Raw genomic sequence first — 14,896 nt, 5'->3', positions numbered from 1 at the left:
AGCTGCCTCATATAGAAAAAAGGAACCGTAGAACGGTTCCTTTCACATCATAAAGTGCTATGTAGCGCGGTAATATACCGCGTCTTAGTTCTCTAACTCTTCTTTGCTGACAAGCGCTACTAAAGCGCTTACAGCCTGTTCTGCGTCTGCGCCTTCAGCCGTAATGCTAATTGTAGTGCCAGAGCTGATTGCGAGACTCATGATTCCCATGATGCTCTTCGCGTTAACTTTCTTATCTTCCTTCTCCACGAAGATATCCGAGGAATATTTGTTTGCCTCTTGAACGAACAGCGCTGCTGGACGTGCATGCAGTCCTGTCTTCAATCGTACGACAACTGGTTGTTGAGCCATGCGAATCATACCCCCTATATTTAATCCTTGTTTCATTAGTTGTGCTTACATCCATTTTACGTGAGTGCAGTGCAATTTACGATATGAGAATAACAAATTCATCTGCTTATGAATGAAAAAATAAGATCTGACCATCCTCTAGCCAAAGTTTCACAAGACCTAACTGTCTTCCTACTTCCGGCCTAATGTACAACGAACGACTTCGATCCAGCTTTTTCTCATCACATTATAGCATTATAACCGATATTAAACTAGCAAAAAAGTACTAGCTGTTACGAATTCGTTCCGCCATCTCATCCAATTTGCGCAAGCGATGGTTAACACCTGACTTGCTTACTTTACCCTTTAAAAGCTCGCCAACTTCTTTCAAATTAATATCTGGATGTGCCAGTCTAACTTCGGCAACCTCCTTTAATTTGTCAGGAAGTGTATCCAGACCAATTTCCTTCTGGATAAGCCTTATGTTATCGATTTGGCGAACCGCCGCACCGATCGTCTTATTTAAGTTCGCCGTCTCGCAGTTCACGATCCGGTTGACCGAATTACGCATATCACGCATAATTCGTACGTCTTCAAACTTAAATAAAGCTTGGTGAGCTCCAATAATATTAAGAAACTCAATAATCTTTTCGCCCTCTTTAATGTAGAACACAAAGCCTTTCTTACGTTCAATACAACGGGCGTTTAAGCCAAATTCATTGGCAAGATCCGCTAACGCCTTGCAATGCTCCTCATACATGGAAGAAATCTCCAAATGATAAGAGGACCCTTCCGGGTTGTTCACTGAGCCGCCAGCCATAAAAGCACCACGCAAATAAGCACGCTTACAGCAATTGTTTGCTACTGAGCCTTTATCTATTCCCTCTGTGAACAAAAAGCCCTCAGATACGATATGAAGCTCCGAGAGCATCTCCTGCACCTGAGTTGGAATCCGTACAATATATACATTATTTTTCTTTAATCGCATTTTCTTACGTACAAGCAGTTCTGTATGCACCTGAAAATGCTTCTTGACGAGTGTATAAATACGACGGGCGATTGCTGCGTTCTCCGTCGAGATATCCAATATGACTTTGCGATTAGAGGAGATCTGAACCGAACCGTTCATACGCATAAGCGCAGACAATTCTGCCTTTTCACAGCACGTATCCGATTCAATCAGCGTTAATTCCTTCTTGGTCTGTGCCGCAAAAGACATGGGTCATTCACCTCTTTCGTAACATCCAATCCTCAACCAATTGATAAATATGATAACTTAATTTGTCCGCATCGTGTCTTAAATAAGTACGGAACAAAACTAAGGAATCGGCAATGACCTTGTAGCCATGTCGTGTGACTTCGTCCAAATCCAGCTGAACCGCTTTGGCCCCCATCTCAGCGTACTTATCTTGTACTTGAGGAGGAATTTCTCCATCATTAACGATGACATAGTCAAATAACTGATGACCAACGTGCTCTTGAACAGCCTGAAGGTGATCACTTACCGTATAATTATCCGTTTCACCTGGTTGGGTCATTACATTACATACAAATAACTTCACCGCATTTGACTCTACAACTGCCTTGGCCAAGTCAGGCACAAGCAGATTAGGGATAATGCTAGTATATAAGCTGCCTGGTCCAATCAGAATCGCGTCAGCCTCACGGAGCGCTTCCACAGCTTCTGGCAAGGCCTCTACATCTTCAGGCTCCAAAAATACACGCTTAATGCGTTGGCCATACTTCGGAATATTGGACTCACCCTCGACAATTGTGCCATCTACCATCTCTGCCTTCAGCACTACTGCCTGCTCAGCGGCAGGAAGCACTTTGCCTCGAACAGCAAGTACACGACTCAATTCTCGAACACCCGCCACGAAGTCACCTGTAATATCAGTCATCGCTGCCAAAATCAAATTACCTAGACTATGGCCAGCAAGCCCGGTGCCCGCGTTAAAACGATACTTCAACATCTCCGACAGGGAAGGTTCTACATCTGCCAAAGCTGTAAGCACATTACGGATGTCTCCTGGTGGCGGCATGTTCAGCTCGCTGCGCAAAATACCTGAACTACCGCCATCATCTGCAACCGTCACAATAGCCGTAATATCAAGCGGCTTCTCCTTAAGCCCGCGCAGCATGACAGACAGCCCGGTGCCGCCTCCCATAACTACGATACGCGGACGCTCCCGCTCTTTTAACTTATGCCCCATAGCGACCTCCCGCTAGTGTCGATCTCTCTCCGCATCGCGGTGACTGACACGCACATTTTCCGTATCGCTTGCGCCAATCATACGACCTATATATTCAGCTACTGCTACTGATCGATGCTTGCCGCCCGTACAACCGATACCAATAACAACCTGGCTCTTGCCCTCCTTATAATACTGCGGAAGGAGAAAGTTCAACATATCAAGCAGCTTGGTCAGAAATTGTTGTGTCTCCGGCCACTTCATGACATAATCGTACACCTCTGCATCCTGCCCCGTCCGTGGACGAAGTTGCTCCACATAATGTGGATTCGGCAAAAAGCGTACGTCAAAGATTAAATCTGCATCAATTGGCACACCATATTTAAAGCCAAAGGAAGTGACGTTAACCGACATCAGATGCTGATTCGCATGCATAAAACGTGAAATAATACGTTCCTTTAACTGCGCAGGCTTCAAATTGCTGGTATCAATCACTTGTGTTGCCCAGCCCTTTAAGTCCTCTAGCAGCTTGCGCTCCATTCCGATCCCGTCCAACGGCATTCCGTCAGGAGCCAAAGGATGACGGCGTCTGCTTTCCTTATAACGCTGCACCAGCACACCGTCCGTTGCATCTAAAAATAAAATTTCATAACTAATAGTAAAATGTTCCCGAATATAATTAAGAGACTCGGACAGCGCCGTGAAAAATTCACGACCGCGCAAGTCAATTACTAGTGCAACTTTAGCGATCTTCCCTTTGGACTGCTCTATCAACTCTGCAAACTTAGGGATAAGAACAGGAGGCAAATTATCTACACAGAAAAACCCAAGATCCTCCAAGCTTTGTACAGCAATCGTCTTCCCGGCGCCAGACATTCCCGTAATAATAACCAGCTTCGAGACTGCTGCCGTTTCTGTCGATTCCATCATCGATTCGTCCTCTCCTTATACGAGCCGATTACGAACGCAAGAACAAGCCTGCCGCTCCGATCATGCCGGCATCATTGCCAAGTTCCGCCGCAACGATTGATACGCCGCGCGTAACCGGTTCTGGTGTTAACTTCAAGAACGTCTCTCGAATTTGCTCAAATAAAAATTCGCCCGCCTTCGATACGCCGCCTCCAATAATAAAGCGCTCTGGATTAAGTGACACAGCAACCGCTGCCATCGACTTACCCAAATAAAAAGCGGCACGGCTAACGATCCGAATAGCAACCTCGTCACCAGACTTGGCTGCATCGATAACATCTTTTGCCGTAATTCCGCTCTCCAGCAAAGAAAGAGATGTGCGGTCTCCACGTTCTACCGCATCATTTGCCATGCGGATAATTCCGGTTGCCGAAGACACCGTCTCCAGACATCCCATTTTGCCGCAGCCACATTGAATAGCTTCGAGGTCAGGAATAACAGCCATATGCCCAAGTTCCCCTGCTAATCCGGAAAATCCTTGCACTATTCTGCCCCCGATAATGATGCCGCCTCCGACACCTGTACCGAGCGTATAGCATACGCAATGATCTATTCCTTTACCTGCCCCGCTCCAGGCTTCTCCTAGTGCAGCAACGTTGGCGTCATTGTCTATTTTGATCGGCTTGCCTAGTCGTTCTTCTAATATGGAACGAATCGGCACATCCTTAAACCCTACGTTAGGGGCAAGAACGATAACGCCTTCCTTTACATTCGTGAATCCAGCTACACCAGTGCCGACTCCAGCCACCTGACTCCAATCATAAGGAGATTCCTCTACGATATGACGAACGTACTTCTCGATGTTATCGATTACCGCTTCGGGACCTTTGGGCACCTCTGTCGGTCCTTCATAGGTTTGCACCAAATTCCCTGCTGCATCCACTATACCGACTTTAATAGCCGTACCTCCCAAATCGACACCCACGTAGATTTGCTCAGACATGCGTCATCCACCTTTATTCATAATCGTATGTTACTTCAGTACCCACTATACGCGAACCCACTAGTCAGGTCAAGAGAAGTGGTCACTGCCTAAACATAGCGTTTCTGCTTGCGCTTTAAGCAGAAACGGAGCCCTGCGGCTCCGTTTCTGACATGTCTTAAATGTTATGAATATACTGTGAAACTTATATGAATTCGGACGTACCTATTAAGACTGGCACGTTTAGCCTACGAATTAATTACCGCTCCAGTCATGTACGGCACTTCCCTCAAGGAATTTCTCTGCATCAAGCGCTGCTTGGCAACCTGAACCTGCTGCTGTTATCGCTTGGCGGTACTTCTGGTCTTGTACGTCGCCTGCTGCAAATACACCTGGCACGTTTGTTTCTGTCGTCCCTGGATTCACTTGAATATATCCGTTATCTGTTAAGGCTACTTGCCCGCCAAGGAAGCCTGTATTAGGCGTATGTCCGATAGCTACAAATAAGCCGTCTGTTGGGATAAGTTCCTCTTCTCCCGTCTCATTGTTTAGCACCTTCAAGCCTGTAACACCCATACCTGTAGACTCTACATTAATTGGTGTACGATTGAGTGCCCACTTAATCTTCTCATTGGACTTCGCACGATCCTGCATAATTTTCGAAGCACGCAGTTCGTCGCGACGGTGAACCAGAGTCAACTCAGAAGCAAAACGCGTCAAGAAGTTAGCTTCTTCAAGAGCTGAATCTCCGCCCCCTACAACAACGATCTTCTTGTTGCGGAAGAAGAAGCCGTCACAAGTTGCGCAGGCGCTTACTCCTTTGCCCAAGTTGTCTTGCTCACCAGGAATGTTCAAGTATCTGGCAGAGGCACCCGTTGCAATAATTAGCGTCTCTGTCACGACTTCGCCGAGTCCATCCACTTGCAGCTTAAATGGACGCTCTGACAAGTCAACGCTCTGCACCATGCCTGTCTTAAACGTAGTGCAAAAACGTTCTGCTTGCTTACGCATGCTGTGCATCAATTCAGGACCTGTTATGCCTTCTGGAAAGCCTGGGAAGTTCTCAACGTCTGTCGTTGTTGTCAATTGGCCACCTGGTTGCGGACCTTCAATAACGAGCGGATTCAGATTGGCACGTGCCAAGTAAATCGCTGCCGTGTAGCCGGCAGGACCTGTCCCGATAACAACTGATTTATAAACTTTATGTTCCATAAATAACCCTCCTTGACGGTACCTGCGACCGTGATGTGTACATAGCTTCGTCTCTTCTATTACAAGCGTTAAATAACCAAGGATGAGCCTTGTTAATCTGAATTATTGTACTGGCTCGTGACCACTTGATGAATGTATCTTTTTCCAATTATGATGCACAGGGCACATCTCTTCAATACGCTTTGCATATTTGCTTACAGTGGCGGCCGTTACTTGATAACGATTCGCCACATCTTGGAACGACACCTTCTTGCCGTGCAGCTTGCCCGCCTTATATTCGATGGCGGCAGCCCAAGCATCGGGCTTCAACATTCGAGGGGTGTCAGGATACATGGCAGCGACAAACTCGGCCCACATCAGTTCCGCATCATGTATGATAAACAATTCATACTGATCGTCCATCTGCACACGCAGCATATGAATAACGGCTTGGCATTCAGGATGCCATTCCAGTGGTCCTTGCAGCAGATAAGGTGTGCTGACTTGGATGATGTCTTCACCAATCAGCACGTCTAGCGTTTCTTGCACTCCCATTCGTCGCAATACGTATAGGCTTAATTGCTTCACGTATGTCTCCTGTTCGCGATCAGTCAAAAGCGCTCGCAGTGCGCCCTTTGCCTCATCATCTCCAAGGAGACTCATGGCTTCCAGCGCTTGCAGCTTAACATTCAGTTCTGCGAAGCGAAGCGCCCAGAACAAGGACGAACGAACAAGTGGGTCTGTCTTCACCTGCTGTTCCCAACTTGCTTCTGTGCCATCACCGGCATCCTCAATCCTTGTGGAGGTTGCGTCAGCCGCTTGTGCAGCGTGACGATGTCTTCGACTCGCCTCATCATAAGGAAGTCGATAATGATAACTTGGCATCACCTGCCAAGCCTCACCGGGTCGAGCGCGTTGCAGCTGTTCCAAATAATACGTTGCAATTCCAGACTGCGGATCTAGGCGTCGACACGTTGCCCACCATCTGGCAGCCTCATCATAACGTTCCACATGACATGCCGCAACTGCTGCATAATGATATACACTTGGCTCGCGCATGCTGCTCTTGGTCACGATACGCTTCAAGTGACGATATGCTTCTGCGTGCTCACCGAGTATGCCCATCGTAGTGGCCAACTTAAACGCATGTTCACGGTGAAAAGGCTCTGTCTTTGTCAACATAGCTATTAACAGCTGCACTTTATCTTCATTGCCTGCATGACGTTCGAAAATGGCCAAGTTACATAAGGCATGCAGATTACCGCCGTCACGATCCAATACCCCTTCAAGCTCGCTTCTTGCTTCATCAAAACGTCCCATATAATAATACGCTAATGCCAAGTTGTTACGTGCCGCAAGAAACTCCGGATCAACCTGCAAAATGTGAAGCAGCAACTGCTCCGCCTCTGCAAACCTTCCTTCCTCCAACAACACGCGTGCCATGGAGTGGTCTCGTTCTTGTTCATCCATATCGTTGTCTTCTTCTGACATCAGGGGCTCCCCATTCATGTCTGCCTGTTCTTCCACGGTCTTATGTGATGATGCTGACACAGGGTCCTCTGCCTGGTTCCCCTTGAGTGAATTCCAGTTACCAGACTGCGTAACCGAACTGGGGTCAGCTTGCTCTAGGTCCTCTGTCATACGCTCCGCCTTGTCTCCAAGGTTCATACCCGCTTTGTGCGCAGAGCCGGTACGTCCTCGAGGGGATGAATGAGAGCTTCTCATTTCAAAGCGGAGCATTTCCAGCATCTCTTCTGCTTCTTCCGCATACATTCCATAAGGATCAAGCGTCAAGTATTGTTCCAACAGCACCTCTGCGAGGTTAAAGTTGTCCAGATAGGCCCAGTTGTTCGCCATATAGTAGTAGCATTCTGTCAAGTCAGGATCGAGTTGTTCGATCACATGCTCCAGAATGCGATTCGATTGTTCGAATTGTCCGGTTTCAGCAAGCGCGCCGGCCAAATTGCATTGGTGTACGGGGTTTGCGGGCTCACTATCCGCAGCTCTCCGGAAATATTTTAATGCCTTGTCGTAATGCAACCGCTCCAAAGCCTTCATGGCGCGATCAGCATAGGCTGTAGCATCGACCGGAAATGCAATAATTGCAGATTGAGTATTCAGTATAGGTCCGGCTGATTCAGATTTCTGTTCTGCCATCGCCAAGGCACCTCCTTACACGTCTTCGTTATACACATACCCTCAAGTATAACATAAGGACGCGCAAATCCCTCAACCCTTTCCACAAAGCGCTGTTAAAGGGACAATGTCCCTCACAATATCCTCTACAACAACCTAAGCAGAACTCTCGCTTATACGCCCTTATACTTAAACAGCGTGCTAATAGAGCCGCCATTCGTAATAATTCGGGTAGCTTCTGCTAACATAGGCGCAACGGACAGCACCTTGAAATGCTGCGGACAATCCTCTGGGAGCAAAATAGAGTCGGTTACGACCACTTCTTGGATATGAGTGTGATTCAGCTTGATCAAGGCATCCGCACTGAACAAGGGATGTGTCGCGCAGACGTACACATCCCTTGTTCCACGTTCCTTTAAACTGTCCACCACATTCACAATGGTCGTACCTGTATCGATCAAATCCTCAATAATGATTGGCGTACACCCTGCAACGTCACCGATAACGTGCGTAATGACCGATTCATTGTGCGCTGGGCGCTTCTTAATCATTATGGCAAACGGAGAATCCAATTGATCCGCCAGTTTCTCCGCCGTGGAGGCTCTGCCGGCATCTGGGGATACGATAACAGGGTTGACAATTCGCTTTGCACTCAAATATTCACTAATGAGGTCCAAAGCAGTCAAGTGATCTACCGGAATATTAAAAAAACCTTGGATAGCAGGTGCATGCAGATCAATCGTAATGACGCGGTTAGCCCCAGCTGTAGTGAGTACATCCGCTACCATTTTAGCCGAGATTGGCTCTCGTGGTGCGGCTTTGCGTTCTTGGCGGGCGTATCCGTAATATGGAACAATAATATTAACGGTGCGGGCTGAGGCTCTTTTAGCCGCGTCAATCATCACAAGCAGCTCAACAAAATGCTCGTTGATCGGATGTGAGAACGATTGGACGATAAAAACGTCGCAATTACGAAGCGTCTCCTCGTAGTGCACATAAATTTCGCCGCTCTTAAATGTAGACAGTGTGACATGACCGAGAGGCACGCCTAACTTCTGGCAAATCTGAAGAGCTAGTCTTGGATTCGATGAACCCGTGAACATGCGTAATTTACTGCTCTGCATACGTTACGGTTCCCCCTTATCAATGAGACAATCGATAGTGAAGTTTAACGCAATGAAAAATGTTTTTAAATAATAATAATTCTTATATTATTATAACTCGCACAATTAATTCTAGCAATCCCTTGATTAACTACTACAGTAGGACCAGCCCCTACTAGCATATGCAGAAATAAGCACAGCATGCTGGTTCTTGTACAGAGCTGGCCTATAAATCTGGATCAGCAGCGTTTACAACAAAAAAAGCAGTCCGTTGCTGCTGTGCGCTGCTCTATGCTGCGCACCTGCTTCAAAGCGTCCTGCCTCTTTTGTTCATCTGCTATTTAATTTTGCCAACCTCAGTATATTTATCGCGACGAGGTGATTGGTGCCGACGCTGTAGTTCTTCCAGTACTTGATCAAATGGCAATCCGCTAGCACGCATTAGCACAAGCATATGGAACAGTAAATCACCAAGCTCGCCTGTGAGCTCCGAAAGATCATTGTTCTTAGCCGCAATAATAACCTCGGCTGATTCTTCACCTATTTTTTTTAATATTTTATCAATGCCCTTATCAAATAAATAGGTGGTGTACGCATCAACAGGCCGCTCCCGTTGTCGTTCGGCAATCGTGTTCTCAAGTGCTGCTAACACCTCAAAACGTCCTCCATACTCAGACGGTTCTCCGCCGATGTTCTCAAAGAAACACGTCTCACTCCCTGTATGACAGGCTGGACCGTTAGGAACCACTTGGACTAGCAATGTATCCTTGTCACAATCTGTGGTCATTGCAACGACACGCTGCGTATGGCCAGAGGTCGCCCCTTTGTGCCAAATCGCTTGACGAGAGCGGCTCCAAAATACAGTCTCACCCAACTCGCAAGTAAGCTTTAGTGACTCCCGATTCATATAGGCCATCATCAATACTTTCTGATTGGACGCATCCTGCACGATAGTCGGAATAAGTCCTTGGTCATTCCAGTTTAAAGAGTCTGCTATTCGCTGAACCTCGGTATCCGACCAGCTCGCCCAAGGTGCAGATTGTAGTGTTCCTTCATTCATCGTATCGCAACTCCTCTCATGCGAAGGTCTTGCTTTACCTCATCTATGGCTATTTCCTTGTAATGGAAAATGGAAGCGGCCAGTGCCGCGTCTGCATTTCCTTCAAAAAATGCGGCTGCGAAATGCTCCACCTTACCCGCTCCACCAGAGGCGATGACTGGAATCGACACTGCATCTGTAACTGCACGTGTTAAACGTACATCAAATCCGTCCTTCGTTCCGTCCGCATCCATACTTGTAAGCAAAATCTCGCCTGCCCCCAAAGCCGCGGCTCGTTGTGCCCACTCCACAGCCTTTATGCCTGTTGCTGTGCGTCCGCCATGCGTATACACTTCCCATGTCTGCCATTCCGCGTTGTATCGGGCATCAATCGCTACAACGATGCATTGGCTGCCAAATCGTCTTGCTCCCTCTAGGATCAATTCCGGCTGTTTGACAGCTGCCGTATTGATGCCGATCTTGTCAGCCCCTGCCCGAAGCAGACGGCGCATATCATCAACATGACTGATTCCTCCGCCTACAGTGAAAGGAATCGAGATGTTTCCCGCCGTTTCACGCACCACTTCCACCATCGTTGCTCGTCCTTCAATAGAAGCTGATATATCAAGGAAAACGAGCTCGTCTGCGCCTTCACGGTCATACAGCGCTGCAAGTTCTACAGGGTCACCCGCATCCCGTAATTGAACAAAGTTGACACCCTTTACAACCCGACCGTCCTTGACGTCAAGGCAAGGAATAATCCGTTTGGCTAACATAAGTCACTCCCCAATCCTCACTCGCTGCACATAAGCTGCCGTCCATGCTGTGTACACTGCTATCGCCTTCTTACATGTCTCAAATTCAGACACTGCAAACCTTATAGTTACACTCGTGCAGTAAGCTGTAATGCTTCTACCAAGTCGATAGCCCCCGTGTAAAGGGCCTTACCCACAATTGCACCACCCACGCCCGAGTTGACGTAAGCTGACAACGCCGCCAAATCATCCAGCGTACTTACACCACCCGAAGCAATTACGGTGCGTCCTGATGCAGCAGCAAGCTGTACAATCGCTTCCACATTCGGCCCCTTCATCATGCCATCACGAGAGATGTCGGTAAAGATAAACGTCTCCGCCCCTTTATCCGCCAGTTCACGGGCTAATACATCTGCTTGAACCGTCGAAGTCTCCAACCAGCCACGTGTAGCTACATAGCCGTCGCGGGCATCAATGCCTATGGCAATTCTAGCTCCATAACGAGCCAACACCCGCTCTACGAAGGCACGATCTTCAATTGCTGCCGTCCCCAAAATTACACGAGCCACGCCAAGTTCAAGCAATTTCTCTACATCCCTCTCCGAACGCAAGCCACCTCCGACTTGAACAGGCACGTTAACGCTTGCCGCAATCTGGCCAATAACTTGATCATTGACAGGATGGCCTTCCTTGGCTCCATCAAGGTCAACCAAATGAATCCAGTCAGCACCACCTGCCTCCCACTGTTGAGCAGCTTCAACTGGGCTATCGTGGTACACCGTCTCCTGATCATAGTCCCCTTGAATAAGGCGCACACATTTTCCGCCACGAATGTCGATGGCCGGATATACGATAAATGATGGTGTCATGGTTTCCTTCCCCCTTGTAAGCAATCGATCTTCAGCTCCTAATTTAGTCCTTGCCGTGTTTCGTCTCCCTTATCTGATTCTAGGTTACCATCCTCAAAAATTGCTGTAGCAGTTGAAGCCCCAGCTCCCCGCTTTTTTCAGGGTGAAACTGCATCCCATATATAGATTTCCGTGCTACAATAGCTGTCACTTCCCGATCCGCATAGTCACATACGGCTATAAGATCCGCGCCATCCTCTGGCAATACATGATAAGAATGAACAAAATATACGTGGCCTGCTGCGAGTCCGTTAACCAATGCGTGCTGGGATTGCTTCCATCTCAGCTCATTCCATCCCATATGCGGCACTTTAGCCATTCCCTCTGCAAAACGTACTACCGTTCCTTTTAAAAGACCCAAACCTTCATGATCCCCATGCTCTGTACTGCGCTCAAACAACAGCTGCATCCCCAAGCATATGCCGAGCAATGGCTTGCCCAACGATGCCAACTCCTTCAAAACAACATCAAGGCCTGTTGTACGTAATGCATCCATCGCATCACCAAAAGCCCCGACACCTGGCAACAAGATAGCATTTGCAGCACCCAGCACATCACGATCGGCTGTAATGACGGCCGTTGATCCGAGCCGTTCTACCGCTTTGGCCACGCTGTGTAGATTTCCCATTCCGTAATCAACAATCGCAATCATCGGTTATAACACTCCCTTTGTCGAAGGGACTCCTTGTACACGTGGATCAATAGCAGTCGCCTCATCCAACGCTCGGCCGAGTGCCTTAAACACCGCCTCAATCATGTGGTGCGTATTTTGACCATAATGGACAATGACATGCAGCGTCATTCTAGCCTCTAACGCCAACTTCCACAGAAATTCATGCACAAGCTCCGTTTGGAAAGTACCTACCTGTGTGGACGGATACTGCGCTTTATACTCCAAATGCGGGCGATTGCTAATATCAATGACGACTTGCGCCAATGCTTCATCCATTGGAACAAACACGGAGGCATATCTCTTAATGCCGGATTTGTCACCTAACGCTTCGCGCAAGGCTTGGCCTAAACATATACCGATATCCTCAACCGTATGGTGATCATCAATATCGATATCCCCGTCAGCTTCTACTGTCAGGTTAAAATGACCATGCTTCGTAAATAGATCCAGCATATGATTTAAAAAAGGAACTCCTGTATTTAAGCTGCTCTTTCCTTGTCCATCTACCCCAAAAGAAAGCTGAATATCAGTCTCATTTGTCTTGCGTATAATCGTCGCCTCACGTACGGTTTTGTCATCGGTTGTCGTCGCCATCGTCCTGCCACCTCTCGTTCTAGTCAGTTATCAGGTGTATCCAATCGTTGCATTTCCAGCTATGAAAGCTTTCATTTCCTATATTCCCTATATGCGTTCCTGATCCAACCTTATTTCAATGGCCCTAGCGTGTGCCTCAAGCCCCTCATGACGGGCAAGCGCCATAATCGTATCACCATGTCTCAGCAACGCCTCCTTGCTGTAACGGATCAGACTTGATTTCTTCGTAAACATATCAACGTCCACCGGCGATGAAAAACGCGCCGTACCATTTGTCGGAATAATATGATTTGGACCAGCAAAATAATCGCCTACTGGTTCTGAGCTGTAGCTGCCAAGGAAGATTGCCCCTGCATTTTCAATACCAGCTAGCTCGTTCATTGGCTCCGCAGTGACAATCTCCAAATGCTCTGGTGCCATACGATTCACTAAGTCAATGCCTTCTGCCATCTGTTTTACGATAATAATAGCCCCATATCGCTCAATCGATTGTTGAGCGATATCCCGCCGCGGCAAACTCGCAAGCTGAAGTTCCACCTCTGCCTGCACCTTCAAAGCAAGCTCATTCGAATTGGTAATGAGCACAGCTGATGCCATCTCATCATGCTCAGCTTGGGAGAGTAAATCCGCTGCCACATAGGCAGGGTTGGCGGTCTCATCAGCCAGCACTACAATTTCGGATGGACCAGCTATGCTATCAATATCGACTACTCCGTACACTTCGCGTTTGGCGAGCGCCACGTAGATATTGCCTGGTCCGCATATTTTATCCACTGGTTTTATATTGTCCGTCCCATAGGCCAACGCCGCAATTGCCTGTGCCCCCCCGACACGGTACATTTCCTTTATCCCTGCTTCAGCTGCCGCCACACGTATGTAAGGATCAATACCCGCACGGCCGCTAGTGGCAGGTGGAGTTACCATCACAATCTCATCCACTCCCGCCACCTGCGCTGGAATCACATTCATCAGCACCGAGGAAGGGTAAGCTGCCTTGCCTCCTGGCACATACACACCAACTCGTTTCAACGGGCGAATAAGCTGACCTAGCAAAGTTCCGTCAGGCTGCACATCCATCCAGGAGCTGCGCTTCTGCTTCTCGTGGAAAGCTCGAATATTAGCTGCCGCCTCGCGAATGGCGATAACAAAGGAAGGCTCCACCTCTTCATAAGCCGCCATGATCTCACGCTCTTCCACCCGTAGAACATCAGCAGCAAGCGAGACGTTATCAAAATCCAACGTATACCGAATCAGGGCTGCATCCCCCTCATGGCGTACGTCGTTCAAAATACGTTTTACGGTTGCAATTTGATCAGGGGATCCGTAATCTACTTCACGATGCAGCTTGAAATCCTCCGCTCTTACGATTCGCATCATGCTCTCCTCCTCTTCACTAATTGAGCTATCTATGGCATCGATCCTTCATAATTTATCTCATTGCTTGATAGCAATATAAGTTTGCAATTGATCACAAAGCTGCTGAATCGTCTCATTTTTCATGCGATAGCTGACACGGTTCGCAATCAGTCGGCTTGTAATTCCAAACATCTCTTGCAGCTCTATTAAACCGTTCTCCCTTAGTGTCGTCCCCGTTTCCACCATATCCACAATACGATCAGCTAACCCGATTAGTGGAGCCAGTTCAATAGAACCGTTCAGCTTGATGACCTCCACCTGCTGACCTCGTTCACGAAAGTATTGCGACGCCACATTCGGATACTTGGTCGCTACCCGTGGGTGTGTTGCTGGTTTCCATTCAGGCAAGCCAATAACGGACATTCGACAACGAGCAATGCCAAGATCCAAGAGCTCATAAACATCTTTATTCTCTTCCATCAGCACATCCTTGCCCACTATGCCAATGTCAGCTACTCCATACTCCACATAAGTAGGTACATCCACTGGTTTTGCCATAATAAACTGCATGCGTGCCTCTGGAATATCGATGATCAGCTTTCGGGATTGATCCTCATCCTCTGGAACAGAAAGACCCGCGGCGCGGAACAACGCCGATGCCTGCTTATAGATTCGCCCCTTAGGCATAGCTACCTTTAGATAATTGTGCCAATCCTGCATTGATGTCA

General features: G+C 47.9%; 15 protein-coding genes. All 15 read right to left on the bottom strand.

Annotated features, from left to right (window positions below):
* Positions 1-84: 84 nt before the first annotated feature.
* The 15 genes from H509_RS0122750 to hisG all read right to left on the bottom strand — a co-directional run bounded on the left by H509_RS0122750 (position 85) and on the right by hisG (position 14,888).
* Positions 85-351: an HPr family phosphocarrier protein gene (locus tag H509_RS0122750; RefSeq protein WP_028547089.1), complete on the bottom strand. Its 267-nt coding sequence runs from the start codon at positions 349-351 to the stop codon at positions 85-87.
* A gap of 265 nt (positions 352-616) precedes the next feature.
* The gene (gene whiA, locus H509_RS0122745; RefSeq protein WP_028547088.1) at positions 617-1,549 is read right to left on the bottom strand and encodes a DNA-binding protein WhiA; all 933 of its coding nucleotides are present in this window, start codon (positions 1,547-1,549) and stop codon (positions 617-619) included.
* 7 nt (positions 1,550-1,556) lie between these two features.
* Complete coding sequence (locus tag H509_RS0122740) at positions 1,557-2,543, bottom strand: gluconeogenesis factor YvcK family protein (RefSeq protein WP_028547087.1); 987 nt, start codon at positions 2,541-2,543, stop codon at positions 1,557-1,559.
* A gap of 12 nt (positions 2,544-2,555) precedes the next feature.
* Positions 2,556-3,452, bottom strand: a complete 897-nt coding sequence (gene rapZ, locus H509_RS0122735) for an RNase adapter RapZ (RefSeq protein ID WP_028547086.1) — start codon at positions 3,450-3,452, stop codon at positions 2,556-2,558.
* Between the two features lie 28 nt (positions 3,453-3,480).
* Positions 3,481-4,434: an ROK family glucokinase gene (locus H509_RS0122730; protein ID WP_028547085.1), complete on the bottom strand. Its 954-nt coding sequence runs from the start codon at positions 4,432-4,434 to the stop codon at positions 3,481-3,483.
* Between the two features lie 234 nt (positions 4,435-4,668).
* Entirely contained in the window at positions 4,669-5,625 is a 957-nt protein-coding gene (gene trxB, locus H509_RS0122725) for a thioredoxin-disulfide reductase (protein WP_028547084.1), read from the bottom strand.
* Between the two features lie 102 nt (positions 5,626-5,727).
* Complete coding sequence (locus H509_RS26400; RefSeq protein ID WP_051287540.1) at positions 5,728-7,761, bottom strand: tetratricopeptide repeat protein; 2,034 nt, start codon at positions 7,759-7,761, stop codon at positions 5,728-5,730.
* Positions 7,762-7,913: 152 nt separating this feature from the next.
* Positions 7,914-8,864 (bottom strand): ribose-phosphate diphosphokinase, encoded by a 951-nt coding sequence (locus tag H509_RS0122715; protein ID WP_028547083.1) that lies wholly within the window; start codon positions 8,862-8,864, stop codon positions 7,914-7,916.
* Between the two features lie 316 nt (positions 8,865-9,180).
* A complete protein-coding gene (hisIE, locus tag H509_RS0122710) occupies positions 9,181-9,903 on the bottom strand; it encodes a bifunctional phosphoribosyl-AMP cyclohydrolase/phosphoribosyl-ATP diphosphatase HisIE (protein ID WP_028547082.1) in 723 nt (240 codons plus the stop codon).
* Positions 9,900-10,658 carry an imidazole glycerol phosphate synthase subunit HisF gene (hisF, locus tag H509_RS0122705; RefSeq protein WP_028547081.1) on the bottom strand — a complete coding sequence of 253 codons (759 nt, stop codon included), beginning with the start codon at positions 10,656-10,658 and terminating at the stop codon, positions 9,900-9,902. Before hisF ends, hisIE begins: the two co-directional genes overlap by 4 nt.
* Before the next feature lie 107 nt (positions 10,659-10,765).
* Positions 10,766-11,506, bottom strand: a complete 741-nt coding sequence (gene hisA, locus H509_RS0122700; RefSeq protein WP_028547080.1) for a 1-(5-phosphoribosyl)-5-[(5-phosphoribosylamino)methylideneamino]imidazole-4-carboxamide isomerase — start codon at positions 11,504-11,506, stop codon at positions 10,766-10,768.
* Between the two features lie 79 nt (positions 11,507-11,585).
* Positions 11,586-12,197 (bottom strand): imidazole glycerol phosphate synthase subunit HisH, encoded by a 612-nt coding sequence (gene hisH / locus H509_RS0122695; protein WP_028547079.1) that lies wholly within the window; start codon positions 12,195-12,197, stop codon positions 11,586-11,588.
* Positions 12,198-12,200: 3 nt separating this feature from the next.
* Positions 12,201-12,812 (bottom strand): imidazoleglycerol-phosphate dehydratase HisB, encoded by a 612-nt coding sequence (hisB, locus tag H509_RS0122690; RefSeq protein ID WP_028547078.1) that lies wholly within the window; start codon positions 12,810-12,812, stop codon positions 12,201-12,203.
* Positions 12,813-12,899: 87 nt separating this feature from the next.
* Positions 12,900-14,186, bottom strand: a complete 1,287-nt coding sequence (gene hisD / locus H509_RS0122685) for a histidinol dehydrogenase (RefSeq protein WP_028547077.1) — start codon at positions 14,184-14,186, stop codon at positions 12,900-12,902.
* A 60-nt stretch (positions 14,187-14,246) separates the two neighbouring features.
* Complete coding sequence (gene hisG / locus H509_RS0122680; RefSeq protein ID WP_028547076.1) at positions 14,247-14,888, bottom strand: ATP phosphoribosyltransferase; 642 nt, start codon at positions 14,886-14,888, stop codon at positions 14,247-14,249.
* Between the last annotated feature and the right edge of the window lie 8 nt (positions 14,889-14,896).

This window comes from Paenibacillus taiwanensis DSM 18679 (assembly GCF_000425125.1).
Lineage (GTDB): Bacteria > Bacillota > Bacilli > Paenibacillales > Paenibacillaceae > Paenibacillus_B > Paenibacillus_B taiwanensis.
Note: the sequence above shows the minus strand (reverse complement) of the source record. Positions and strands in the feature narration are given on the sequence as shown.